This is a genomic window from Acinetobacter genomosp. 33YU (assembly GCF_001990725.1).
GTDB classification, from domain to species: domain Bacteria; phylum Pseudomonadota; class Gammaproteobacteria; order Pseudomonadales; family Moraxellaceae; genus Acinetobacter; species Acinetobacter seifertii.
This window is the reverse complement of the sequence record NZ_LFZQ01000006.1, coordinates 219,033-244,536: the sequence shown is the minus strand read 5'-3', so window position 1 is coordinate 244,536 and position 25,504 is coordinate 219,033. Positions and strand designations below refer to the sequence as shown.

Genomic DNA, 25,504 nt, shown 5'->3' with positions numbered 1-25,504 from the left:
CCACGATACTGTCTAGGATCAGCTTAGTACTGAATTTTTTATAGTACACACTTCTCATATTAGGAAAGTGGTTCAGAAAAAACTCATTAGAGTGTGGTGTTTTTACAGATTGTTGATACTGATATTTCAGTTTTTTCATTGTTCCTCCTAGGTAACATTACCTAGAAGGGATCCTCTGCAAAGTAGTACATTTTCTCGAATCCTATCTATTGAATATTTTGTCGATACAGCATGCTTATTTATTTTTCAAAGCTAAGTCATAGTTATCGGGCTTAGCTTTAGTTTATTTAAAGCGTTTTAATTGAAATAATTTGTACTATAAATAATTAATTGTAAAGTAATTTTATTTTTATGTTTTATATAATGCTTATTATATTAAATAGACACCGCGTAAGATGTCTATTTCTACTTATTACTAGATTTCTATTTCATAAGGTAAATCATTTTTAACTAGTTCAAGTAGGTCAATACATGCCTTTGAATATTTATCAATATTACTTTTTTGACCAGATTTAATTTTAAGATGATAGCGGTTGTTTGATTCTTTTATATTAACCCCTTTCTCTTCTGTGATCTTTTTGAATAAGTTATTTACAGGATACCAATGATCATAACCCAAGGCTTCTGCAAGTCCTGAAATGGTATAACAAAAACTCGCGTTAATGTGTTGACCATCATCTAATGATCCTAACCCAAATAAAGTTGGTAATTTTGTATCATCATTTGAAATTTCTGATAACAATTCAAAATTAAATGGTAGTTCTCTTCTTGGTAGATCAGAAGTTACCATTTTATAGGTTCTATGTAATAGCGATCTTAATAATTTAGGATTTACAGTAATCTCAGGAGAGAGTTGAGAAATAGCTTTATATACCCAATCGTATTGATTTGCATAAATTACTTTAATACGAATATGTTTATTTTCATTTAAAGCAATCAGTTTTTCTTTAGGATAAGTATTTGCTTCATTAAATGTACTATCAAAAATTACCATATAGATATTAGGAACAAGTTCACCTTTAGATACTAAGATCTCATCAATGTCTGATAATATGTTTATTATGTTAGGGTCATTTAAACTGTAACCCAAGAAAAATAGTGGATGTTCTGCAAAGTATGTTAATAGCTTTGAGCTGAGGTATTTTTTCTTTTCATTAAAATAATCATAATCTTCACGAGTAAGAACAATACTTCTACTATCTTCATAACAGCCATGAATTTTTAAAATTTCGCCATATGATGTATAGTTTGCACGAATTACTTGTTGACCTATAACCTTTTGATAATCAATGAAAATTTTCTCCAATGCGCCGTCGTAATTCGTGGTAATTATTGCATGTGGCTTTATATTTTGAAGTTCTTCAATTTCATCTTTTGATGAATTTGAGTTTAAATCTATAGATTCTGTTATTTCTTTAAAATACTTAGAAACAATGAATTTTATATAATCTTGCTTTTGAGCATCATCTTCAAATAACTCATCTGGAAATGGGGATGTAGAAGAATCTGTTGCCCCCCATGCCCAATTGCTGTATGCCTCAACAAAACTACTAGCCATTTCGGTATAGTCCGTATCGTTTCCTTCTCTAAATTGCTGTTCATAAAAGGCAAATCTTTTATTGGAAAGTTCGGGACACATTTCAACTAATTTTTTCATAAGCCCTTTCCATGAAGGAGCATTAAAGTAACGCTGTGAAATACCTGATCCAATAAAAAGAATAGGTTGGACTTGTAAATCGGTCATAACCTCAGCAATATCCTGAGTTATTTCATCCTTATAGCTCATAGAACATCTCTTTAAATTAATTATTTAGTATTAAACACTCTATTTCTAAAGATTTCATATAATTTTTAAATTCTTTAAAACAATATAATATGACTTAAACTAAGAAAATGGCAGCTTATTTCTCCCATTTTGATTAATGATCTAATTTAAAACAAATGTCATTTTGTGTGCTTGACTGCAAAAGGGTTGGGCACTATTTTTTGCCTGCTGGCCACATTGCCAGTCGGTTTTAGCAGACCGTATATTATCTCCCGCATCAGAGCCATTCCTTCTGAGGAATACTCATATGTGGTAGCCACTCGTTCCTTTCCCGTAGCGGTAGGACGGGAAAGGGACACCTACGGGTGTGCTAGTTTGAGATAATACTAGTCTGCTAACCCTTTCTCGTTCTGCCACCATAATTCTATAAATGTCTGGCAGAACTCCCAATAAAAAGGAGTTGGCTTTGCACATTCTTAATTTCTTGGCAGCCTTTGCCAAAAGCTATAACAACACAACTTAGTTATTTATGAGTCTGATCGCCATGCGGCTGATGAGGCTTTAAATCGTCACGACTAAAAACTTGCAGCAACAATAAAACTTGAGATGTGCCAAGCACAGTCTTTATGGCTTTGCTATGCCTTTTTTTCAGCTTTTAAAAAGCAAAGGCTTTTATATCTCATTTATATACAACAACAATTTATTTTATAACGGTAAAATTATGCCAAATTTAATTCTCTCAACACGCGCTTTAAAAGCTGTAGAAAATGGAATTAATCTGTTTCATCACAATGGTTTTCACACAGTCGGTGTCGACAAAATCGTGAGAGAAACAGAAATAACAAAAATGACGTTCTATAGTTATTTTCACTCTAAACAACGCTTCGTTGATATCTGTCTTATTGTGCAAAAAGAACGACTGCAAGACCAAGTGATGGCTATGATGGAGTATGATTTGGAAACAACTGTATTGGATAAAATTAAGAAACTCTATTGGTTACATGCCGATATAGAAGGGCCGTATTACTTATTATTTAAGGCCATTTTCGAAACTAAAAATAGTTATCCAAATGCTTATCAAACTGCGGTGAGATACAGAAAATGGCTCATCAATGAACTTTATAGCCAGCTCAGATTACTAAAAATAGAGGCATCATTTAACGATGCCAAAATACTGCTATATATGATTGAAGGAGCAATTATTCAGCTTTTAAGCGCACAGCAAACCGAGGAAAAGGAGAGCTTACTAAACTATTTTCTAAATAGTTTAACCAAGATGAAAATGTTGAGATGAGTGAATAGAAAACAATACAAACCTTCAAGGCGAGTGATTAGTGTCACTGGCCTATAAATTTAGTTGGCAGTTTTAAAGCACTATCATTTTAATGAAAGAAGTTGAAATCAAACCAAATGACTTCAACTCTAAAATCATTAAAAATTAGTTTTTTAGAGCTTTTAACGCTACTTCTACACTTTCGTATAGGTTTTGAACGGGCACGTTATCTTTTGCTTGAATCGTAATGCCAAACAGTATCATGCCAAAGTAATCTGCTAATACATCCAAGTTTAAGCTTTCAGCTACATCGCCATCTTTTTGACCTTGCTCAAGTCTCGCTTTGATGAGAGCAACAGTCTTTCTACGCTCATTGCTTAAGATCTCTTGCACATTTTTACTTTCAGATGAACCTGATAATGCTGCGGATACGACTAAACAACCGGTTTTATCTGGCTTGCTATAAAATTGGTCAATCGTTCTGATTAACAAATTTTTAATGCCTTCTTGAGCTGTTAAAGACTCTTGAAGTGCCTCAATTCGATAATTACCAAAGCTTTTTACATAATAATCAACAGCTTCAATAAACAACTTTTCTTTATTTCCAAAAGAAGCGTAGAGACTTGGCGGATTGATTTCCATCTCTTTTGTCAGGTCATTAATCGAGGTTGCTTCATAACCATTTCGCCAAAATAGATTCATCGCTTTGTCTAATGCAGCATCTCGATCGAAATTACGAGGACGGCCACGACCTGCGGTTTTGTTCATTTTGTTCTCCATTTTGTATTGATCACTACAAAAAATCGTTGACTGTATTTTAGCATGATTATATAGTGATCACTACATAAATAATCTTATGCATATTTTAAGGGCTAAAAAATGAATCACAAATTATTTAATCCAGTGATTGTGGGCGATGTTGAACTCAATAATCGTATTGTTATGGCACCAATGACCAGATCAAGAGCAGCACAGCCTAACGATGTGCCGACCGAACTCAATGCACTTTATTATGGTCAACGTGCAAGTGCAGGTTTAATCATTACTGAAGGCACACAAGTTTCTGACGTAGGTAAAGGCTATTCTTTTACACCTGGTATTTATTCAGATGAACAAATCCAAGGTTGGGCTTTAGCGACTCAAGCTGTACATGAAAAAGGCGGAAAAATTGCTGCTCAGTTATGGCATGTTGGGCGTATGTCGCACTCTTCATTGCATATTAATCACGAGCAACCGATTGCGCCATCTGCAATTCAGGCCAAAGCATCTGTATTTATTGCCAATGAAAAAGGTGAAGGGGCAATGGTACCTGCCGAGATGCCAAGAGCAATGGATTTAGATGATATTCAAAACGTTAAACAAGAATTTATTCAAGCTGCTCAAAATGCTGTGAAAGCTGGCTTTGACCTAGTTGAAGTTCATGCTGCAAATGGTTATTTATTTGACCAGTTCTTATCTACAGATGCGAACCAGCGTACTGATAACTATGGTGGTTCTGTCGAAAATCGTGCACGTTTCTTATTAGAAACAGTCGATGCATTGATTGAGGCGATTGGTGCTGGTCGAGTAGGGGTGCGTTTATCACCTTGGGGAACCATTAATGGCATGACAGACCAACAACCCGAAGAAATTACGCTTTATTTAGCTGAACAATTACAAAAAAGAAATATCGCTTATATTCATTTGGCTGAGTGGGACATGCTTCCACATGGCGATACTTATCCAGTGGGTTTCAGAGAAAAACTCCGTTCATTATTCACAAACACATTAATTGTTTGTGGAAATTACTCACTTGAAAGAGCCGAAACTATTCTTGATAAAGGATTAGTAGATGCGGTGGCATTTGGTCGTCCTTTTATTTCCAACCCAGATTTAGTAGAGCGTTTACAGTCAGATCATTCTTTAGCACCAGCAAAATCTGAATATTTCTACGGCGGCGATGCAACTGGCTATACCGACTATCCAACTGCTCAATAATCTCACTCTATAAATTAAGGTTAAGAAAATGAATAAATTTTTTAAAGTAATGACTTTGTCCGCAGCAATTGGTGTATTGGGATTGAGTCAAGCAAATGCAGAATATGACCCAAACTTAAAGTCGATAGATACGCCACCAGCCGTTTCACAGCAAATGTTTAATAAAGTGAAATCTGAGGGGTTAGGCCAGTATGCTTATGCAAAAGGTTTATCTAGTAAGTTTATCGAGTCTGAAGGCGTAAAACTTCATTATGTTGAAGGCGGATCTAAAGGTACACCAATTGTATTTATTCATGGTTTTGGTTCGACATGGAAAATGTGGGAACCAGTCATGCTGTCTTATATGAAAGACCATAAAGTCATTGCAATTGATTTACCGGGTTTGGGGCAATCATCTCCAATACTTAACGATGATTATTCGGCAGAAAATACCTCAAAAATTTTGATTGGTGCGATTAAAAAAATTGCTGGTAAAGGGCCTATCTACTATGTCAGTCACGATTTAGGTAATTCGGCTTCTTATCCACTGGTTGCAAATAACCAAGGCTATATCAAAAAAGCTGTATTTATGGACTCGCCAATTCCTGACCGTGCTATGTTCGAATATCCGGGGTATACCCCAGATGGCCCAGGTTTAGGCTGGCACTTTGGTTATTTCAGCTTTGGTGATATTGCTGAAAAGCAAATTGCGAATGACCCAACTTTATTTCTCTCGTACTTTATTAAAACCTATGCAGGGAAAAAAGAAATTTTTACACCTGAGCTACTTGCTGAGTTGATTGAACCGTATTCGACTCGAGATAAATTAAAAGCAGCTTTTGGTTATTACCGTTCGCATGCAGACTCAGTTCGTCAAAATGAAGCATTACTTGCTAGTGGCAAAAAGTTAACCATTCCTTCTATGGCACTTACCGGCCAAAAAGGCGTAAATGATGTTTTGGTTAAAGAGATGCGAGCAAGATTTGTAGCTGATCCTGCTAACTACACAGCCATTATCTTGCCAGATACAGGACACTGGATGGTGGAAGAAAACGCCGAAGGTGTTGAAAAAAGTTTATCGAACTTTTTATTTAAATAAATATGAAATTCATCGCACTCAGGCTTAAGGCTTGGGTGCAATGAATTATTTATTTTAAATGAGTCATTAATATGAATAGATATTTTAAAAATATTTCCATTTCTATAGCTTTTATTTTGATTAGTTCTTCATATGCAAATGCAGAATATGACCCAAACTTAAAGTCGATAGATACACCACCAGCCGTTTCACAGCAAATGTTTAATAAAGTGAAATCTGAAGGGTTAGGACAATATGCTTATGCAAAGGGTTTATCTAGTAAGTTTATCGAGTCTGAAGGCGTAAAACTTCATTACGTCGAAGGTGGATCTAAAGGCACACCAATTGTATTTATTCATGGTTTTGGTTCGACATGGAAAATGTGGGAACCAGTCATGCTTTCTTATATGAAAGACCATAAAGTGATTGCAATAGATTTACCGGGTTTAGGTCAATCATCTCCCATACTTAACGATGATTACTCTGCAGAGAATGCATCGAAAATTCTATTAAGTGCCATAAAACAAATTACCAAGAATAAGCCTATTTATTATGTGAGTCATGACATTGGAAATACGGCCTCTTACCCTCTAGTTGCAAATAATCAAGATTACGTTAAAAAAGTTGTCTTTATGGATTCTCCAATTCCAGATATGGAGACATTCAATCACCCGGGTTATTCACCAAAAGGGCCGGGTTTAGGCTGGCATTTTGGTTATTTTAGTTTTGGTGATATTGCCGAAAAGCAAATTGCGAATGACCCAACTTTATTTCTCTCGTACTTTATTAAAACTTATGCAGGTAAAAAAGACATTTTTACGCCTGAACTCCTTGCTGAGTTGATTGAGCCGTATTCGACTCGAGATAAATTAAAAGCAGCCTTTGGTTATTACCGTTCAAAGAAAGACTCAGCCCTACAAAATGAAGCACTTTTAGCAAATAACAAAAAGTTATTTATTCCTGCAATGGCACTTAGTGGTGAAAAGGGAGTGAATGACGTATTGATTAAAGAAATGAGAGCGAAGTTTGTGGAAGATCCAGCTAAGTTAGAAGCGGTAATTTTACCTAACACAGGTCATTGGCTAATTGAAGAAAACCCTGAAGGCGTCGAGAAAAGTTTATCCAATTTTCTATTTAAATAATCCGTAAAACTTTTACATTCGAATCGATCTTGAACTCGGATGTAACTCAGCTAAAACATCCTTATTCCTATTTGTTCGAGAGAAATGAAAGATGAAAAATAAACTGCCATTCTTGTCTTTATTTTTTGCTTGTCTTACTGCATCAACAGTCAGTTCTGCAAATAATGTGTATGGAGAGCATTTAGAAGGATTTAAATATCCTTATCCGCTCCAATATTTTAATTTCTCGTCCCAGCAGCAAAATCTAAAAATGGGATATATGGATGTTCAACCCAAAAAACCTAATGGACAAACAGTGGTGGTTTTGCATGGCAAAAACTTTTGTGGTGCAACTTGGGAAGAAACCATTAGTTTTTTAACACAAAATGGCTATCGGGTGATTGCTCCCGATCAAATCGGTTTTTGTACTTCTAGCAAACCAGATCATTATCAATATAGTTTCCAACAGCTTGCAGAGAACACACATGCTTTACTCGATAAATTAGGGGTTAAACAACCTATTTTATTGGCGCATTCAACAGGTGGTATGTTGGCAACCCGCTATGCTTTGATGTATCCGAAAGAAACAAAATTATTAGAAATGGTCAATCCAATTGGTTTAGAGGACTGGAAAGCAAAAGGGGTTCCATATCGCAGTATTGATCAATGGTATCAGCGTGAACTGAAAGTGAGTGCAGAGTCTATTAAAGCTTATGAATTAAAAACTTATTATCAAGGTCAATGGAAGCCTGAATATGATAAATGGGTAGATATGTTAGCTGGATTAAATGCAGGGAAGGGACATGAAAAAGTCGCTTGGAACTCAGCACTTATTTACGACATGATTTTTACTCAACCTGTCTATTATGAATTTTCTCATCTTAAAGTGCCTACAGTGCTGTATATCGGTACAGGTGACACAACTGCAATTGGTAGTGATATAGCTCCACCTGAAGTTAAACAAAAAATTGGTCAATACAGTGTTCTGGGTAAAGAGGCTGCAAAATTAATTCCAAACGCTGAATTAATTGAATTTGCAGGTATGGGACATTCACCACAAATGCAAAACCCGAAACTATTTCATGAAGCTTTGATCAAAACTTTAAAGAAATACGATTAATGATTTGAGGCAATAAAAGCCCCTCTAAACACGGAGCTTTTATTGTTTATATAATTATTCTTTATACTGCCATGCCTTTAAAAACATTGAACAAACTTCTTGATTGAGTTTTTTCAATTCTTGAGAAGTTGGTAGCGCACCACCTAACATTGTTGCAGGATAAGAATATCCCATTACAGCACCCAAAAAAGCTTTAGCAGCTTCATCAGGATGTTCAACTTGAATTAAGCCAGCATTGTGTGCAGTTTCAAGAATATGACTTAAAGACCTCTTAATATTGCCTTGAGTACGATTCTGAATTTTAGGAAGAATCTCTTTCATTTCAACTAAAGCAATAATCAGTAATCGTTGCAGACGAATCGCATCAACATTATAAAAATGAGTTTGCACAGCGTGCCCAATATCAAATAAACGTTGATCTAATCGTTTGTTGCTATCCACGTGATGCTCAATAAAAGGAGCTTCCATTTCTGCTTTTAAATGATCGAAGACTTCAATCAGCAGCGCTGTTTTGGTTGGAAAATGGTTATATAAAGTTTGTCGATTTGTACCAGCTTTAGTGGCAATAGCCTCTAAACGTACTTCTAAACCTTGTTCAAGAAAGAGTTCACGTGCTGCTGCTATAAGAGTTGGACGGATTCGAGAGGGACGTCCTGGAGATTTTTTTAACATATGGTGTTTTCTTGCACATCTTATTTATTTACTTTACAGTAAAGTAAATAAATTGTCCATATTTCTCGGGTTCCCGATATGCCTGATATTCATTTTTTTAGTCGTAAAACCTTGTATTTATTGCCTGTGCTCTTGTTTCTAAGTGGATGTGATTCTGAAAAACCTATTGTTAAAAATAACCAAAAGGTTGGTGTTATCACCATAAAAAAAGAGACGATTGAATCTTCTTATCAGTTAGCTGGAAGAACAGTGGCTTCTGAAATCTCACAAGTGCGCCCACAAGTAAACGGAGTAGTTGTTGAGCAGTTGTTTAAAGAAGGCTCTCAGGTGAATAAAGGACAACCGCTTTATAAAATTGATTCGTCACTCTATCGCGATAGTGTTGATGAGGCTGCTGGTAATCTTTCTCTTGCTAAAGCAACAGTGAATTCAACTCGTCTGCAAGCGGAGCGCTATAAGGAGCTCATTAAGGTAAATGGCGTGAGTCAGCAAGAACTTGATAATGCGTTAAGTGCTTATGAACAGGCAAAAGCTACCGTTGCGGTAAATGAAGCTGTATTAAAAACAGCACGAACAAATTTACGTTATACACAAGTTACTGCGCCTATTTCAGGGCGAATAGGACGCTCTTCAATTACACGCGGAGCTTTAGTCACGTCGGCTCAAACAGACCCTTTAGCAACCATTCAAAAACTTGACCCGATGTATGTCGATTTAACCCAGTCGAGTGATGAATATATGGCGTTGCGTAAACAGCTTACTGAAAATGGAATAAAACCAACTCAACTTTCAGTCCGTTTACAGCTTGAAAATGGTACTACTTATTCGCAGCAAGGTACCTTTAAATTCAGTGATATTGCAGTGGATGAAGCGACAGGAAGTATCACGTTGCGTGCAGCATTTTCAAATCCAAATCATGGTTTATTGCCGGGAATGTATGTGCGCGCAGAACTTGGAACGGGTACGCGGCCTAACAGCATTTTGATCCCCCAAGGCGCTCTTTTCAGAGATGCTGATGGAAACGCGCTTGTATGGGTGGTCGGAAAAGATAATAAAGCTGAACAACGAAAAATTAAGCTAGGAAATGCAATGGATAACCGTTGGTTAGTGATATCTGGCTTGAACGAAGGAGATCAAGTCATTGTTGATGGCTTGCAAGGTTTAAATGCCGGTATGGCGATTGAACCCACACCAATGAGCTGAGGATACGCTATGTTGTCGAGTTTTTTTATTGCACGGCCTATTTTTGCTTGGGTTCTTTCTATTTGTATTATGGCCTTGGGTACAATTTCTATTTTGACCTTGCCCATTGAACAATATCCAGATATTGCACCACCGGGTGTAAACGTCACTGCAAATTATCCCGGAGCATCTGCCAAAACTGTTGAAGACAGTGTGACCCAGATTTTGGAACAGCAAATTAAGGGCATTGATGGTTTACTTTATTTTTCATCGAGTAGTAGTTCGGCTGGTCAGGCACGTATAAGCTTGAGTTTTAATCAAAAAACAAACCCTGACACAGCGCAGGTTCAGGTACAAAACGCCGTCAATCAGGCGCTTAGCCGACTTCCTCAAGAGGTTCAGCAACAAGGCATTACCGTAACAAAGTCACAGGGTGACAGTTTATTGGTCTTTGCACTTTACGATGAAAGTAACACAAGAACATCTGTCGATATATCCGACTACATGGTGAGCACACTTCAAGATCCATTAAGTCGTGTTGATGGTGTAGGTGAAATCACAGTATTTGGTGCTCAATATGCAATGCGCATATGGCTCGATCCGCATAAACTAAATAGCTATGGCCTTATGCCTTCAGATGTCAGAACTGCAATTGAAGCTCAAAATGCACAAATTACAGCAGGTGAGTTAGGTGCATTACCGACTCGTGACGGACAGGCTTTAAATGCAACAGTAACTGCATTATCCCGTCTACAGACTGTCAACCAATTTGAAAATATTATTTTACGGACTCAAACAAACGGTGCTGTTGTTTTACTTAAAGATGTGGCTCGTGTAGAGCGCGGTGCAGAAAGCTATCAAACCTCTACACGTTTGAATGGAAAGCCAGCTTCAGGTATGTCTATTCAACTTGCTTCGGGCGCCAATGCATTAGAAACCGCAGAAAGGGTGAAAGCTGAGGTCACGCGTTTAACCGGCTCTATGCCATCGGGGTTAAAAGTTGCATATCCACGTGACAGTACGCCATTTGTCGAAGCATCTGTAAAAGGAGTAATTAAAACTTTAGCTGAGGCAATTGTTCTCGTCATTATTGTTATGTTCTTATTTTTGCAGAGCTGGCGTGCGACTTTAATTCCAGCTATTGCGGTTCCTGTCGTATTGTTAGGAACATTTGGCGTACTCAGTATATTGGGCTATAGCATTAATACGCTGACTTTATTTGCGATGGTTTTGGCAATTGGTTTGCTGGTAGATGATGCAATTGTCGTTGTAGAAAATGTTGAGCGGGTTATGCATGAGCAAAATCTTGATGCTCGGCAAGCCACCCTAATTTCGATGAAAGAAATATCGGGTGCACTGGTCGGTATTGCGATGGTCCTTGCTGCGGTATTTTTACCGATGGCTTTTTTTGGTGGTTCTGTCGGCATTATTTATCGCCAATTTTCGGTAACACTCGTATCGGCTATGGTGCTTTCAGCCATTGTTGCTTTAACCCTTTCACCTGCGTTATGTGCAACCTTACTCAAACCTGCAAATGAAAAACATAAGCAGAGAAAATTCTTTACTTGGTTCAATCGTAAAGTCGAACAGGGGCAGTCAGGCTATCGTACAAAGCTGCTCGCTGTTTTAGGTAAACCCAAAATATTTATGATCATATTCTTAGGTATTACAGCTTTGTTAGGCTGGCAATATACGCGAATGAATACTGGGTTTTTACCACAAGAAGACCAAGGCTCGGTTATGGTCCAGTTTAGTACACCTGTAGGCACGACACTCGCTGAAACAGAACGAGTGGGTAATCAGATAGCAGATTATTTCCTAACGAAAGAAAAGGATAATCTCAATGTGATTTTCATGGTGATGGGTAGAAATAACGCAGGCAGTGGGCAAAATGTGGGAATGGCATTTGCTGGACTCAAACATTGGGATGACCGAGAAGGGAGTGAAAACACAGCAGAAGCAGTGATTGCTCGGGCAAACTCATATTTCAAGTCACTGCGTAATGCACGTGTTCAGGTACTTTCACCAGCCGCAGTGAGGGGGCTTGGACAATCAAGTGGTTTCGAACTTTGGTTACAAGATGCTGAAAATAAAGGACGTGATGCTTTACTGACGGCACAAAACACTGTGTTAAAAGCAGCAAGTGCTGATTCTGGCTTAGCAGCAGTCCGTCTAAATAGTCTAGAAGATAAAGCTCAGTTACAAGTTGACATCGATCAAAGAAAAGCAAGTGCACTTGGTTTGGCTCAAGCCGATATCAGTAATACATTATCTTCTGCGTGGGGCGGATCTTATATTAATGATTTTATCGACCAAGGTCGTGTTAAGCGAGTTTATATGCAAGGAGACGCGATTTATCGTTCCTTACCTCAAGATATTGGGCAATGGTATGTTCGCGGTGCGACAGGTCAGATGACGCCATTTTCTAGTTTCTCTTCTGTAAAATGGCAAATGGGACCCCAAATGCTGCAACGCTTTAATGGTCTTTCAGCTGTACAAATACAAGGCTCTGCGGCAACTGGTGAAAGTTCTGGTGGAGCTATGGATAAGATGCAGCAGTTAGTCGATCAGCAACAAGGCTTTAACCTTCAGTGGAGTGGGTTGTCTTATCAAGAGAAGTTAGCTGGTGGTCAAACCATTTGGTTATATTTAGCCTCAATGATCTTTATTTTTTTATGTTTGGCAGCACTTTATGAAAGTTGGTCTATTCCTGTTTCTGTCATGCTAGTGATTCCTTTAGGCCTGATTGGAGCTGTAGTGGCTGCAAGTCTAGCTGGTTTTGTGAATGATATTTACTTTCAGGTGGCTATGCTTACTACCATTGGACTTTCTGCCAAAAATGCTATCTTAATTGTTGAATTCGCGGCAGCTAAGTTAGAGGCAGGGCAAGCATTAATGGAAGCGATTATTGAAGGTGCAGGTCAGCGATTACGCCCAATTATTATGACATCTCTGGCATTTGTCGCAGGTGTTCTTCCATTGGCCGTATCTACAGGAGCAGGGGCTGTAAGCCGTAAAGAAATTGGTATAGCCGTAACGGGCGGTATGATTTCTGGTACCTTACTTTCTATTTTCTTTGTGCCTTTATTTTTTCTTTTAGTTCGTCGTTTAAGCAATAAATTAAACGCTAAAAAGGCAAAATAATGTCGCAAAAATAGCATTCCAGTTAAAAGTTAGCCCCTCATGCTATTTATAGTATGAGGGGCTAAAATTTTAGTGCTTAGAATGTATTTTGAATAATTACATCGTCGTAAGGAAGTTTACCTACACGTGGGTAAGGTTCAGAAGCCGACTTACCAACGGCAATCATTAAACACACTACATGGTCTTCAGGCAAGTTAACAAGCTTCGCCATTGCGTCAAAGTCAAAACCGTCCATAGGGCAGCTATCTAAACCATGTTCTTGAGCAAGTAACATGAGGGTTTGAGCAAAAATACCCGCACTACGCATCACTTCGTCACGTTGAGTTTGTGGACGATCGCGGTAATACTGGTCAATCGCGCCAGCCATAATATTTTGAACTTCTGGAGTCGCGCCATCCCATACACGTTTAGCATCGGCTTCCCATGTATTTACTTTTGCACATAACACAATCAGTAAAGATGCTTCTGTAACTTGTGGTTGGTCCCAAGCAATGGCACGAATTTTTTGTCTTAATTCAGTGTCTTCAATAATCACTGGACGCCAATGTTGCAAGTTAAAAGCACTTGGTGCATTTTCTAAAACTTCTTGTAATAACTCTTTCTTGTTATCTTCAGATAACTGAAAAGAAGGGTCGAAGCGTTTAATTGCACGGCGCTTACGGAGAGCATCAATAACATTCATAAGATTTTCCTACTTAAGAGTTGGGTAGCGGTACTTGTTAGTTTTTATAACGTTGAGCTACTTCAGCCGAAGAAAAGTTTGGTAGTAAAGTGATACGTGATTTTTCAAAATTATTCCATTGATTTTCGTCTTTCAGCACAGGAATTGTAATTGTTTCTTTGCGATCAAAACCAATAAGAGCAGCATCTACCAAATCATTCACATCCATTAATGGTGGTACTTGGCTTAAGTCCATACCTGAACGTTCCCAAATTTCAGTTTTAGTTGCTGAAGGTAATACTGCTTGTACATACACGCCATGATCTTTTAACTCTAAATGTAAACCTTGGCTAAAAAATTGGATGAAGGATTTACTTGCACCATAAATGGTAGAACCGAATTCAGGTGCTAAGCCAAGCACAGAGCCTAAATTAATAATGGCACCTTTACCTTTATTTACGAGTTTTTGAGAAATTGCATGAGACAACCGCACCACTGCAGTCATATTTAAAGTCAGAAGTTTTTCAATCTCATTACGATCTTGAGTTAAAAAGTTTCCATTAAGTGCAATACCTGCGTTATTTACCAAAATTTCAATATCAGCATCGTTTTTGAGTACATCTTCAATTTTACTAATGTCCTGATCTTTTGATAGATCGGCTTGAATGAACTCGACCTGTACACCGTATTTTTCTTGGAGGTCCTTCGAGATTTTATCTAAGCGGTTGGTGTCTCGTGCCACCAGAATTAAGTTATGGCCACGTTGTGCAAAACGGTCTGCATAAACAGAACCAATCCCTGACGAAGCCCCTGTAATAAGTACTTTTGATTGAGCTGACATGTGATGTCTCCACGCTTTATTTTTTAGATGATGATCATAATCTAAAATAACTAATTTTTGATGTCAATCATAATCAATGTATAATTATGACCAGTAGGGTGAATAAAAGTGGGTGCGTCAACATGAAAGTCAGTAAAACTCAGGTAAAAGAAAACCGAGATAAAATTGTTGAAAAGGCAACTCAACTGTTTCGTAGCAAAGGCTACGATGGGGTCGGCATTGCCGAGTTAATGTCTAGCGCAGGTTTTACCCACGGCGGCTTTTATAAACATTTCAGTTCGAAAACAGACCTTGTCTCAATTACTGTTAAACATGGACTTGAGCAGGTTTTGAAAAGAATACAAGGTTTAAACTTAACTCAATTTATTCAGCTTTATGTGTCCCGCACTCATCGAGATAATCGAGATTTGGGCTGCACACTAACGGCGCTATCTTGTGATGCTGCAAGACAGCCAGACGAAGTAAAAGTCGAATTTGAAGAGGGCATTGAGCAACTTATTCGGTTCATTATGAATGAACGAGCAAAACAAGTTTCTTTGGAAACGCCAGAGTTGAGAAAGCAAGCCATTAATATTCTTGCTCAATCCGTAGGGGCAATTGCCTTGTCTCGCGCATGCCCAGACCAATCAAACCTTAGCGATGAAATATTGGAAAGCTGTAAAGAGAGCCTTTTAAAGTTAGCCGATTAAACTATTTTATCTTTCAAGCTGGTTTGGCTAAACTGAATTAATTTTGCAATATCGACGGTTCTTTCATAAATGAGTTCTGCTGCGTGTTCACAGGCTTGTTCTAATGTAATGGGACCATTGGCGAGTGAAAAAGCAGCCGTAACCCCATGTTCATAAAGTGCTTGGTAGCCTTCGCCTAATGTCCCAGCAATCACAATGACAGGAACATTGTGTGTTTTGGCAATTTGACTCACCCCAAAAACTGTTTTGCCACTTAAAGTTTGCTGGTCAAATTTACCTTCACCCGTAATCACCCAATCTGCATCAGCAATTTTATGCTCAAGTTCATTCAGTTCAGCCACGACTTTAACACCAGCTTTAAACGACGCATTTAAATAACTTTTGGCAGCAAAGCCCAAACCGCCAGCGGCACCTGAGCCTGCTTCAGCTCGTTTGTCAAAACCTAAAAGTTGTGCCGAGACATCGGCAAAATGTGCAAGCGCTGCATCGAGTAACGTTACTTGAGTCGGAGAAGCCCCTTTTTGTGGACCAAAAATATGAGATGCGCCATTTGGACCGCAAAGCGGATTGGTTACATCGGCAGCCAGTAAAAACCGTGTGTGCTGAATGCGAGAGTCGAAATGTGTTAAATCAATGTGTGATAGGTTGCTTAGAGCGAGGCCACCTGCGGGTAAAACCTTTTGGTTGGTATCGAGCAAAACAGCACCCAATGCACTGAGTAAACCTGTGCCGCTATCATTAGTGGCACTACCGCCCACAGTTAAAATTATGTCTTTTGCACCTGCGTCTAAAGCATCCAAAATGAGCTGGCCTGTTCCAAACGTCGTGCTGTGGCAAGCGTCTCGCTCAGACGGTGGGACTAATTGTATGCCGCTTGCTTGAGCCATTTCAATGATGGCGATTTTTTGTTTTTCTAACCATCCCCATTTGGCTTGAACAGGCTGACCTAAGGGGCCAACCACAGTTTTTTCACGCCATTCACCTTTGCAGACTTCTAAAACAGCTTCAATGGTTCCTTCACCGCCATCTGCCATTGGGCATAAAACAGTTTCCGTATGAGGAAAAACTGCTTGCCATCCTTTGGCAATGGCCTGAGCTACCTTTAAAGCAGATAAGCTGTCTTTAAATGAGTCAGGGGCAATCACAACCTTCATAAATGCTCTAATACGAATAGATTTCTCATTGTTTTATACTGCTTAATGCCAAAAAACCATAGATAAACACATGTAAGTGTCAATTTAAAAACACTTTCACTCTGTTAAGGGTAAAGGCTAATAATGTTTTGATCTGTAAAAACCACAGTTATTATTTTTTAAACATTTGTTTTAATTAGTATTATTTAAATGGTGTACTTGGGGTGAATGATTGTAATTGTAAACAATATGGCACATATTATAAGAAGCCTTGAGCCAGTTTTTAAAATTTGAGCAATAACATCAAAAGCAGACTCTACTCATCGGTAAACAGCGGGTAGCTTTGATCAAACCATAATTAAATTGTGATTTCATTGAGCCTGTTGAGTGTAAAAGAAATAAGAGGGTGAAAAAGTGGATAATTCAGAAGAACAAAAGCACATACAGGAAAATAATAGTTTTGCGCGAATTGAGCCATATACTCATCCTGCTGGTGGGTGGGGCGCACTGCTCAGTGTTGCTCGAAACCTAAAGCGACAAGATATTTTAGGCAAAGGCTCAATTACCTTACTCAACATTAATCAGCCGACAGGCTTTGACTGTCCCGGCTGTGCATGGCCAGAAAAGAAAGACGCTCACGCATTTAACTTTTGTGAAAATGGTGCCAAAGCGGTTGCCTTTGAAGCAACCAGTAAAACCGTTACTCCCGAATATTTTGCAGGGCATACTGTCAGTTGGCTGTCAGAGCAAAGTGACTTTTTCCTAGAAGACTTAGGTCGTTTAACCGACCCAGTTCGTTATGATGCTGCAACCGATAAATATGTGCCTATTTCGTGGGACGATGCATTTAAGTTGATTGCTCAACATTTACATGCACTAGACAACCCAGACCAAGCGGCGTTTTATACGTCTGGCCGTGCCAGTAACGAAGCAGCATTTTTATATCAATTATTTGTGAGAAGCTTTGGTACAAATAACTTTCCAGACTGTTCGAACATGTGTCATGAAACCACAAGTGTCGGTTTGCTCGACTCGATTGGTTTAGGAAAGGGCACGGTCACCCTAGACGACTTTGACCTAGCCGATGCTATTTTTAGTTTTGGTCATAACCCCGGAACCAACCATCCGCGTATGTTAGGTACTTTACGTGAAGTGTCTAAACGCGGCGGCAATATTATTGCGATTAACCCAATTAAAGAACGAGGCCTAGAGCGTTTCCAAGACCCACAAGCACCGCTTGAAATGATGACTAACGGCAGTACACCAATTAGTCGTTATTATTTCCAGCCAAAAATTGGGGGTGACTATGCTCTCATGTTAGGGATGTTAAAGCACTTAAATGAGTGGGATAAAAAGGCAATTGCCTCAGGTAAACCAAGCGTTTTTGACCGAAACTTTATTGCAGTCAATACCGTTGGTTTCGATGAAATGATTGCTGAGGTGGAAAGAACTGAGTGGGCAGATATTTATAAGCACTCAGGTCTGTCACCTGAACATTTAGAAAAACTCGCTAAACTCTTTTTAGACTCTGAGCGTTCAATTTTCTGTTGGGGTATGGGGATTACCCAGCACCGCCACGGAACTGCTAACGTACATATGCTGGCAAATTTATTGTTAGCACGTGGTCAAATTGGCAGACCGGGTGCAGGGCTGTGTCCGGTTCGTGGACACAGTAACGTGCAAGGTGACCGAACTATGGGTATTAATGAGTTGCCTAGTCCTAAGCTGCTCGATAGCATTGACCGTGTATTCGGTATTAAATCACCAAGAAAAAATGGGCATGGTGTAGTCGAAACCATTAAAGCTATGGCTGAAGGCGAGGTTAAAGTCTTTATTGGTTTAGGCGGAAACTTTGCAGTTGCAACCCCCGATACCCCATATACCCAAGAATCACTTAGAAAATGTGATTTAACTGTTCATGTCGCAACAAAATTAAATCGTAGTCATTTGGTGTGTGGTAAAGATGCACTCATTTTGCCGTGTTTAGGTCGTACCGAAATTGATGAGCAGCTTCATGGCCCACAAGCCATTTCAGTTGAAGACTCAATGAGTAATGTTCACTTGTCGGCAGGGCGCAACACGCCAATTTCTAAAAATATTTTGTCTGAACCGGATATTGTGGCAAGAATGGCTGAAGCGGTACTTCCAGACAGTCAGATTAAATGGAAATGGTATATCGAGAGCTATGACCGCATTCGTGACTCAATTGCCGATGTATTTGATGAGTTCCATGACTTTAATTTACGCGTTTATAAATCGGGCGGTTTTCACTTAGAGCATCCGGCCAATCAGCATATCTGGAATACAAAAAGTGGTAAAGCGCAGTTTATGATTACACCTCTGAGTGAGGTTTATGCCGATAAGGAAAATCAGTACGCTGCGGCATATACCGAAAGTAAGGTATATACCTTAATGACTACTCGTTCTCATGATCAATACAACACGACACTATATGGTCTAGATGACCGTTACCGTGGGGTCTTTGGTCAGCGCCGTGTGTTGTTTATGAATCAAGCCGATATTGATGAAGCAGGCTTTGAAGCAAATCAGTGGGTCGATATTGAAAGTGTTTTCTCAGATGGTGTGAAGCGTATTGTGCATAGTTTCCGTATTGTGCCTTACAACATTCCGCGTGGCAGCTTGGCCGCTTACTATCCGGAAACCAATCCTTTGGTGGCATTAAGCAGTCATGACAAATATGCCAAGATTCCGGCATCAAAAAGTGTTCCTGTGATTTTGCATCCCGGAAATGCACCTGAGCACTTTAACTTGGCAACAGCCGTTGACCCTGAAGATGCAGATAGAAAAGTCAGCAGCCTTTAAATCAAACACCACATTTAAAATGTAATTCAAACAAATGGCGCTCTAAACAAGCGCCATTTTGAAATAAGGGAAATAACTTTGACACCACATTCTTATGGGGTTGAAACATTACAAGTACAGCGGTTTAACAAAACCGAATCTGAAAATGTTTTAGATCATATTGTGCAAGAGTACCCGATTGCCTTGGTGTATAACGGTATTTCACATGCGGTGATGATGGCAACACCAACCGATGTCGAATTATTTGCCAAAGGTTTTAGTCTCTCAGAAGGTATTTTGACCAGTTTAAAAGAGCTATATGCGCTTGATGTACATCAAAGTGAATTGGGAATTACGGTGGAAATGACCATTTCATCGAGAGCATTTACTGCTTTAAAACAACACCGCCGTATGATGGTAGGTCGTACAGGCTGTGGTTTATGTGGCATTGAGAGCTTAGAGCAATTTCAGTTAGATGTTCCCAAAATTACAACGCATGCATCAAAGCTATGGCTTGAGCAAATTCCGAGTGCCATTTCCCATTTAAAAGCCCAGCAAGAAATTACCGCTTTAACAGGTGGAGCACATGCCGCAGCTTGGGTGGTTGATGGTCAAATCGTGGCTTTATTTGAAGATGTCGGCCGCCATAATGCCTTGGACAAATTAATTGGTTATTTAGCGCAAGAAAACTACGACACCAGTTTAGGTTTTGTGGTCATGACCAGTCGGGCAAGTTATGAACTAATACGAAAATGTGCCCAGTTGAATATTAGCTTGCTAGCTTCAATTTCAGCACCGACCAGTATGGCTATTCACTTAGCCAAACAATCTGGTCTGACATTGGCAAGTTTCTGTAGGGGAGATAGGTTTGTTTTATATACTGACATTTAAAATATATTTGTCTTAAAACAAAGCTCATCTGACATTTCTGTTGCTTTTAAGCTATGGGTAGATTTTATAGATTATGATAAAACTCTACAGGTTCAGAGACAGTCCTAATGTCTTGGGTACAATCACTAAAAGAATGGGCAAAACGTCTAAGAAAACAGATTATTATGCTTTGGTTTGCATCAAGACATCCTCAAATGCCTTGGTTGCCAAAAGTTATTGCTGTGGTGGCTGTAGCTTATGCTTTTAGTCCCATCGACCTAATTCCAGATTTTATTCCTATTTTGGGCTTTGTAGATGATGCGATTATTTTGCCCATACTCATTTGGTTAGCACTTCGGTTTACACCAGAACAAGTCATTTTTGATGCAGAACAGCAAGCGAATGAGTGGTTAGAGGAACATGAAAAAGCACCACGAAATTATTTAGTTGCTGTTCTTATTATTCTAATTTGGATAACACTTGCGGTCATGGCCTATTTTTATTTAGGCGGTGGTTTGTAGATAAGCCAAACTTAGAAACCCTGTGTGAATTTAGCGCCTTGAACATTGTGCTTTATTGCAACTCAAAGGATAATAACGTTTTTATAAGCTATGAGTTGCAGACAATGAAAATCGTCGCAGATGAAAACTTGGCATTTACCGATTACTTTTTTTCAGAATTTGGCGATATTCAACACCATGCAGGACGCACCTTAACGCACGCAGATGTAAAAGATGCTGAAGCTTTATTGGTTCGTTCAGTCACCGCAGTGAACGAAAGTTTAATTCAAAATACCGCTTTAAAATATGTGGGTAGTGCCACAATCGGAACCGATCATTTAGATATTCAAGCCCTAGAAAAATATGATATTACATGGGCCAATGCAGCAGGTTGTAATGCACAGGCAGTTGCTGAATATGTCATCACCGCTTTACTGCATTTAGATGCGAACCTTTTAGAACAACAAGAAAAATTTACGCTAGGCATTGTTGGTCTTGGCAACGTAGGTAAACGTTTGGCCTATATGGCTCGGTTGCTTGGCTGGAATGTAATTGGCTTCGACCCATATGTGCAGTTAGATTCAATTGAAAATGTAAGCTTTAAAACCGTATTGCAACAAGCCAATGCCATTTCAATTCATGTACCGCTCACCAAAAACGGTGAACATGCGACATATCATTTGTTTGACGAAAATGCTTTTGCAGCACTTCAACCTGACACAATTTTAATTAATAGCGCTCGTGGTCCAGTCGTGAAAGAAGCTGCTTTAATGCAAGACATTCAACATACCCAGCGAAAAGTGGTGCTCGATGTATTTGAACATGAGCCAGTGATATCAGAAGAGCTTTTAAATATGTTAGCGTTGGCAACACCGCATATTGCAGGTTATAGCCTCGAAGGTAAGGCTCGCGGTACACAAATGATTTATGAAGCGTTCTGCCAAAAATTTGGATATGACATCAACAAGCGTTTCGAGACCCAGTTACCTGCATGCGAAGACTATTTTTCAGGACATGATTTAAAAGCGGTTTTAAAGCAAAAACTATCTCAAATTTATGATATTGCTCAAGATGATGCCAACATCCGTGCCTGCGTTAAAGACGGTAAAGTAGAGCAAAAAGCATTTGATTTATTACGTAAGAATTATCCGCTGCGCCGTGAATGGGCAGCACATGGGGGACCACAGGCATGAGTTTAAGTTATCAACCTACTTGTTCAATTGATGCTTTAAAGGCTCGTGCTAAGCTTTATACCCAAATCCGTCAGTTCTTTGCAGAACGTGATGTCATGGAAGTTGAAACACCAATCGTTTCACAAGCAGGCGTTACCGATGTGCATTTAGCTTCGGTTCAGACTTTACGTCATATTCATGGCAAATTGCAGACTCAGTATTTACAGACTTCTCCTGAGTTTGCTATGAAACGTTTGCTAGCCAGTGGTAGCGGGCCAATTTATCAAATATGCAAGGTTTTTCGTGACGATGAACATGGTCGTAAACACAACAGTGAATTTACCATGCTTGAATGGTACCGTCCGGGTTTAGACTTAAAAGCATTAATGCATGAAACAGCCGATTTATTGCAAACCTGTTTACAGCATCGTTTTGGTGAAGTTCGTCCATTTATTTTAAGTTATAAGCATGCTTTTCAGGACCGTTTAGACATTAATCCTTTGCAGGCCACTTTGAAGCAACTCAAAGATACAGCAAATCGTGTGGGGTTAAATCTCGATTTAGGTGATGATCGTTTAGCTTATATGGATTTGTTGTTTTCTCATTTTGTTGAGCCAAGTTTAGGTTTTGATGCACCTGTCTTTTTAACTGACTTTCCACCAGAAATGGCGTCTTTGGCGAAAGTGAAAGTAGATGAAGATGGGGAAGAGGTCGCAGCGCGTTTTGAGGTTTATATTGAAGGCTTAGAGCTTGCCAATGCTTACGATGAATTGCTCGATGCAGACGTGTTACGTTCACGCTTTGAAGCAGATAATGCAGAACGGGCTAAGCAAGGGCTTCATGTCATGCCATTAGATGAGCATTTGCTGGCTGCGTTACCTCATATGCCGGAATGTTCAGGGATCGCTTTGGGAGTTGACCGATTACTTATGGTTGCAACCGATCAACTTAAAATTGAAAAAGTCATCGCATTTCCAGCCGAAATTGCTTAAAAACAATCAAATAAAAAAGCCACATAGTGTGGCTTTTTTATTTAGAGCTTATTTAAATTAAGCTTGTTGAATACCTGCAACAACCCAGTCTTGCTGAGAGCCAACAGGTTTTACAAAGTGCCAGATTTCAGTAAATGGCTGTGGCAAGCTATTTAAATCTTCACTTACTGTACCTGTGAAGCGTACGCTCACAATGTATTGACCATTTTCAGTCGCACTGTCTACAACCATTGCGTTTAAGTTACTAAATTCAGCAACGTCCTGATCTTGATTCTCCATGATGTCGTTATACATAGAGTTATAAAGCTCAGGTGTTAAGTAGCGACGAATTTCTTCAACGTTACTTGCACTGTTAATTGACTGAATGTGGTTAAAACGCTGACGAGCAACACGTAAGAAAGAAGCAGGCTCGCTACCATCTGGTAACTGGTTGCCGTTACTTGTTGTTGCACCACCAAATGGAGCCTGAGTTGCAGCTGTACCGCCAGCAACCGACTGACCAAAAATATTGGTGTTGTCGTTTGAGTTAGTTGGCGTAGCCGAACGTCCAAAAGTGTTTTGACCGTTGCTGTTTGGAGCATAAGGATTATTCGCTGCTAATTTTTTTTTCCCGCCAAATTTGCGAAATACAAAAAAGGCAACAGCAGCAGCAAGTAATACCCATAACCAACCTGGGATACCACCTTTCTTCTCTTGTTGTTGAGCAGCTTGTTGCTGATTGTCTGGCTGGGTTACACGTTGTTCAGTTGATGTTGGTTTATCATCAGCTAAAGCATGTGCTGCAACAGCACCTACGGCAGCACCAGCTACACCAGCCGCAACCATTGAACCCACACCCGGACCAGATCTTTGAGGTGCTGTAGCAGGTTGTTGAACTGGAGCCACTTGACGAGGTTGTTGATATGACTGGCTTGAAGTGGTAGAGCGTGCCATGCCGTGGCTTTTACCACCACCTGCACGTTTTGCTTCAGCAAGCGGAGAAATTGCCAAAGCAGCCATTAAAATACCCGTTATCAAGCCGCGCTGGTGTACTTCCATAGGAAATTCCTGTTTAAAATTAATTTGTAATTGTATTTATGCAGCCATTTACACTAAATTTCAACTATAAAAATATGTTTTTTTATGTCAATTCATCACTGAGTTGCATTGCTTCATTGAGGGCTTCATGTAAGCGTGCCACAGCAATCACTTGAACGCCCGGAATCTCTTTTTGTGGTGCGTTGCCTCTAGGTAAAATGACATATTTAAAGCCATGTTTTGCAGCTTCTTTCAAGCGCTCTTGTCCATTTGGTACTGGGCGAATTTCACCTGAAAGTCCAACTTCACCAAAAACTGCAAGTTGCTGTGGTAATGCTTTGGTACGTAAACTCGAAGCACAGGCAAGTAAAACAGCTAAGTCAGAACCTGTTTCAGTAATTTTTAAACCGCCGACAATATTGACATAGACATCTTGTCCTGTGGTTTGCACACCACCATGACGGTGCATGACAGCAAGTAACATGTTTAAGCGGTTTTGTTCAAGACCAAGAGCGACACGTCGTGGTTGTCCTTGAGCATCATCGACTAAAGCTTGAACTTCAACTAAAAGTGGGCGAGTTCCTTCACGGCTAATCATAACAATTGAACCGGGAATAGCTTCATCGTAGCGGCTTAGGAAAATAGCAGAAGGGTTGGCTACTTCACGTAAGCCTTTATCAGTCATGCCAAACACACCCAGTTCGTTAACTGCACCAAAACGGTTTTTAACAGCACGAATCATACGATAACGTGAGTCTGACTGACCTTCAAAATAAAGTACGCAGTCCACCATGTGTTCTAAAACACGTGGACCTGCGAGCGCACCTTCTTTGGTCACGTGACCAACAATAAAGAGTGCCGTGCCACTATTTTTTGCATAACGGGTCAATAAAGCAGCAGATTCACGAATTTGTGAGACACCACCTGGTGCAGACTGGAGCGTTTCTGTATAAAGCGTTTGAATTGAATCTAAAATTGCAACAACAGGTTTTTCTTGCTCTAAAACTTCACAAATGCGTTCAACACAGGTTTCAGCCATGACTTTTAATTGGTCAGTAGGCAAGTCAAGACGCTGAGCACGTAAGGCCACCTGAGACAATGACTCTTCACCCGTAATATAAAGTGCAGAGCTTTTTGCACTTGCCATATGGGTTGCGGTTTGCAAAAGAATAGTCGATTTACCAATACCAGGGTCACCACCAATCAGTACCACTGAGCCTGTGACCAAACCACCACCAAGTACACGGTCAAACTCGCTAATACCTGTAGGTAAGCGGGTTTCATGAGAAACCGAAACTTTATTTAGTGTTGTGATATTGGCAACTTGGCCTGCATAGCCCCCAATTTTAGGACGCGCGCGATGGGCTGTAGTTGGCTCGAGTTTGACTTCAGTCAGAGAATTCCATTCACCACATTCTGAGCACTGACCAGCCCATTTAAGATGATCGGCACCACATTGCTCGCAACGGTAAACAGTTTTGACTTTACTCATAAAAAATTGAAATTTTGCTCGATA

General features: G+C 39.5%; 21 protein-coding genes. 13 read left to right on the top strand and 8 right to left on the bottom strand.

Annotation, left to right across the window (positions count from 1 at the left end; all coding sequences use genetic code 11):
- Positions 1-415: 415 nt before the first annotated feature.
- The gene (locus tag AC056_RS07510) at positions 416-1,786 is read right to left on the bottom strand and encodes an SIR2 family NAD-dependent protein deacylase (protein ID WP_077163202.1); all 1,371 of its coding nucleotides are present in this window, start codon (positions 1,784-1,786) and stop codon (positions 416-418) included.
- A gap of 700 nt (positions 1,787-2,486) precedes the next feature.
- Between AC056_RS07510 and AC056_RS07500 the strand changes: the two genes are divergently transcribed.
- Positions 2,487-3,059, top strand: coding sequence for a TetR/AcrR family transcriptional regulator (locus tag AC056_RS07500; RefSeq protein WP_077163216.1), 573 nt, complete (start codon positions 2,487-2,489; stop codon positions 3,057-3,059).
- A gap of 144 nt (positions 3,060-3,203) precedes the next feature.
- On the opposite strand, the gene AC056_RS07495 is transcribed toward AC056_RS07500, so the two are convergent.
- Complete coding sequence (locus AC056_RS07495; RefSeq protein ID WP_077163201.1) at positions 3,204-3,806, bottom strand: TetR/AcrR family transcriptional regulator; 603 nt, start codon at positions 3,804-3,806, stop codon at positions 3,204-3,206.
- A gap of 111 nt (positions 3,807-3,917) precedes the next feature.
- On the opposite strand from AC056_RS07495, the gene AC056_RS07490 reads away from it, so the two are divergent.
- The 4 genes from AC056_RS07490 (at position 3,918) to AC056_RS07475 (ending at position 8,313) form a co-directional block, all read left to right on the top strand.
- Entirely contained in the window at positions 3,918-5,015 is a 1,098-nt protein-coding gene (locus tag AC056_RS07490) for an alkene reductase (protein ID WP_077163200.1), read from the top strand.
- Positions 5,016-5,043: 28 nt separating this feature from the next.
- Positions 5,044-6,093, top strand: coding sequence for an alpha/beta fold hydrolase (locus AC056_RS07485; protein WP_077163199.1), 1,050 nt, complete (start codon positions 5,044-5,046; stop codon positions 6,091-6,093).
- Between the two features lie 71 nt (positions 6,094-6,164).
- Complete coding sequence (locus tag AC056_RS07480; protein WP_077163198.1) at positions 6,165-7,214, top strand: alpha/beta fold hydrolase; 1,050 nt, start codon at positions 6,165-6,167, stop codon at positions 7,212-7,214.
- 91 nt (positions 7,215-7,305) lie between these two features.
- A complete protein-coding gene (locus AC056_RS07475) occupies positions 7,306-8,313 on the top strand; it encodes an alpha/beta fold hydrolase (protein WP_077163197.1) in 1,008 nt (335 codons plus the stop codon).
- 54 nt (positions 8,314-8,367) lie between these two features.
- On the opposite strand, the gene AC056_RS07470 is transcribed toward AC056_RS07475, so the two are convergent.
- Positions 8,368-8,985 (bottom strand): TetR/AcrR family transcriptional regulator, encoded by a 618-nt coding sequence (locus AC056_RS07470; RefSeq protein WP_077163196.1) that lies wholly within the window; start codon positions 8,983-8,985, stop codon positions 8,368-8,370.
- Positions 8,986-9,063: 78 nt separating this feature from the next.
- On the opposite strand from AC056_RS07470, the gene adeD reads away from it, so the two are divergent.
- A complete protein-coding gene (gene adeD, locus AC056_RS07465) occupies positions 9,064-10,188 on the top strand; it encodes a multidrug efflux RND transporter periplasmic adaptor subunit AdeD (RefSeq protein ID WP_077163195.1) in 1,125 nt (374 codons plus the stop codon).
- Between the two features lie 9 nt (positions 10,189-10,197).
- Entirely contained in the window at positions 10,198-13,311 is a 3,114-nt protein-coding gene (gene adeE / locus AC056_RS07460) for a multidrug efflux RND transporter permease subunit AdeE (protein ID WP_077163194.1), read from the top strand.
- 76 nt (positions 13,312-13,387) lie between these two features.
- On the opposite strand, the gene AC056_RS07455 is transcribed toward adeE, so the two are convergent.
- A complete protein-coding gene (locus AC056_RS07455; RefSeq protein WP_077163193.1) occupies positions 13,388-13,993 on the bottom strand; it encodes a nitroreductase family protein in 606 nt (201 codons plus the stop codon).
- 37 nt (positions 13,994-14,030) lie between these two features.
- On the bottom strand, positions 14,031-14,813 hold the full coding sequence (locus AC056_RS07450; RefSeq protein ID WP_077163192.1) for an SDR family NAD(P)-dependent oxidoreductase: 783 nt from the start codon (positions 14,811-14,813) through the stop codon (positions 14,031-14,033).
- A 122-nt stretch (positions 14,814-14,935) separates the two neighbouring features.
- Here AC056_RS07450 and AC056_RS07445 point away from each other — a divergent pair, with 122 nt between their 5' ends.
- Complete coding sequence (locus tag AC056_RS07445; RefSeq protein WP_077163191.1) at positions 14,936-15,502, top strand: TetR/AcrR family transcriptional regulator; 567 nt, start codon at positions 14,936-14,938, stop codon at positions 15,500-15,502.
- On the opposite strand, the gene AC056_RS07440 is transcribed toward AC056_RS07445, so the two are convergent.
- A complete protein-coding gene (locus AC056_RS07440) occupies positions 15,499-16,656 on the bottom strand; it encodes a glycerate kinase (protein WP_077163190.1) in 1,158 nt (385 codons plus the stop codon). The two genes, AC056_RS07445 and AC056_RS07440, sit on opposite strands and share 4 nt — an antisense overlap.
- A 393-nt stretch (positions 16,657-17,049) precedes the next feature.
- Here AC056_RS07440 and AC056_RS07435 point away from each other — a divergent pair, with 393 nt between their 5' ends.
- From AC056_RS07435 to epmA, 5 genes are all read left to right on the top strand, one after another.
- Positions 17,050-19,458, top strand: a complete 2,409-nt coding sequence (locus tag AC056_RS07435) for an FdhF/YdeP family oxidoreductase (RefSeq protein ID WP_077163189.1) — start codon at positions 17,050-17,052, stop codon at positions 19,456-19,458.
- Positions 19,459-19,536: 78 nt separating this feature from the next.
- The gene (gene fdhD, locus AC056_RS07430; protein WP_077163188.1) at positions 19,537-20,328 is read left to right on the top strand and encodes a formate dehydrogenase accessory sulfurtransferase FdhD; all 792 of its coding nucleotides are present in this window, start codon (positions 19,537-19,539) and stop codon (positions 20,326-20,328) included.
- A gap of 107 nt (positions 20,329-20,435) precedes the next feature.
- Positions 20,436-20,828 (top strand): YkvA family protein, encoded by a 393-nt coding sequence (locus tag AC056_RS07425; protein WP_077163187.1) that lies wholly within the window; start codon positions 20,436-20,438, stop codon positions 20,826-20,828.
- Positions 20,829-20,932: 104 nt separating this feature from the next.
- The gene (locus AC056_RS07420; RefSeq protein WP_077163186.1) at positions 20,933-22,000 is read left to right on the top strand and encodes a 4-phosphoerythronate dehydrogenase; all 1,068 of its coding nucleotides are present in this window, start codon (positions 20,933-20,935) and stop codon (positions 21,998-22,000) included.
- Entirely contained in the window at positions 21,997-22,971 is a 975-nt protein-coding gene (epmA, locus tag AC056_RS07415) for an EF-P lysine aminoacylase EpmA (RefSeq protein ID WP_077163185.1), read from the top strand. Before AC056_RS07420 ends, epmA begins: the two co-directional genes overlap by 4 nt.
- 57 nt (positions 22,972-23,028) lie before the next feature.
- On the opposite strand, the gene AC056_RS07410 is transcribed toward epmA, so the two are convergent.
- Together AC056_RS07410 and radA are read right to left on the bottom strand one after the other, a co-directional pair.
- A complete protein-coding gene (locus AC056_RS07410) occupies positions 23,029-24,009 on the bottom strand; it encodes a Tim44 domain-containing protein (protein WP_039254573.1) in 981 nt (326 codons plus the stop codon).
- Positions 24,010-24,091: 82 nt separating this feature from the next.
- Positions 24,092-25,480, bottom strand: coding sequence for a DNA repair protein RadA (gene radA / locus AC056_RS07405; RefSeq protein WP_077163184.1), 1,389 nt, complete (start codon positions 25,478-25,480; stop codon positions 24,092-24,094).
- Positions 25,481-25,504: the final 24 nt, after the last annotated feature.

Coding starts and splice junctions, on each gene's coding strand:
- AC056_RS07510 (WP_077163202.1), bottom strand. CDS start 1,786: ATGAGCTATAAGGATGAAATAACTCAGGATATTGCTGAGGTTATGACC.
- AC056_RS07500 (WP_077163216.1), top strand. CDS start 2,487: ATGCCAAATTTAATTCTCTCAACACGCGCTTTAAAAGCTGTAGAAAAT.
- AC056_RS07495 (WP_077163201.1), bottom strand. CDS start 3,806: ATGAACAAAACCGCAGGTCGTGGCCGTCCTCGTAATTTCGATCGAGAT.
- AC056_RS07490 (WP_077163200.1), top strand. CDS start 3,918: ATGAATCACAAATTATTTAATCCAGTGATTGTGGGCGATGTTGAACTC.
- AC056_RS07485 (WP_077163199.1), top strand. CDS start 5,044: ATGAATAAATTTTTTAAAGTAATGACTTTGTCCGCAGCAATTGGTGTA.
- AC056_RS07480 (WP_077163198.1), top strand. CDS start 6,165: ATGAATAGATATTTTAAAAATATTTCCATTTCTATAGCTTTTATTTTG.
- AC056_RS07475 (WP_077163197.1), top strand. CDS start 7,306: ATGAAAAATAAACTGCCATTCTTGTCTTTATTTTTTGCTTGTCTTACT.
- AC056_RS07470 (WP_077163196.1), bottom strand. CDS start 8,985: ATGTTAAAAAAATCTCCAGGACGTCCCTCTCGAATCCGTCCAACTCTT.
- adeD (WP_077163195.1), top strand. CDS start 9,064: ATGCCTGATATTCATTTTTTTAGTCGTAAAACCTTGTATTTATTGCCT.
- adeE (WP_077163194.1), top strand. CDS start 10,198: ATGTTGTCGAGTTTTTTTATTGCACGGCCTATTTTTGCTTGGGTTCTT.
- AC056_RS07455 (WP_077163193.1), bottom strand. CDS start 13,993: ATGAATGTTATTGATGCTCTCCGTAAGCGCCGTGCAATTAAACGCTTC.
- AC056_RS07450 (WP_077163192.1), bottom strand. CDS start 14,813: ATGTCAGCTCAATCAAAAGTACTTATTACAGGGGCTTCGTCAGGGATT.
- AC056_RS07445 (WP_077163191.1), top strand. CDS start 14,936: ATGAAAGTCAGTAAAACTCAGGTAAAAGAAAACCGAGATAAAATTGTT.
- AC056_RS07440 (WP_077163190.1), bottom strand. CDS start 16,656: ATGAAGGTTGTGATTGCCCCTGACTCATTTAAAGACAGCTTATCTGCT.
- AC056_RS07425 (WP_077163187.1), top strand. CDS start 20,436: ATGTCTTGGGTACAATCACTAAAAGAATGGGCAAAACGTCTAAGAAAA.
- AC056_RS07420 (WP_077163186.1), top strand. CDS start 20,933: ATGAAAATCGTCGCAGATGAAAACTTGGCATTTACCGATTACTTTTTT.
- epmA (WP_077163185.1), top strand. CDS start 21,997: ATGAGTTTAAGTTATCAACCTACTTGTTCAATTGATGCTTTAAAGGCT.
- AC056_RS07410 (WP_039254573.1), bottom strand. CDS start 24,009: ATGGAAGTACACCAGCGCGGCTTGATAACGGGTATTTTAATGGCTGCT.
- radA (WP_077163184.1), bottom strand. CDS start 25,480: ATGAGTAAAGTCAAAACTGTTTACCGTTGCGAGCAATGTGGTGCCGAT.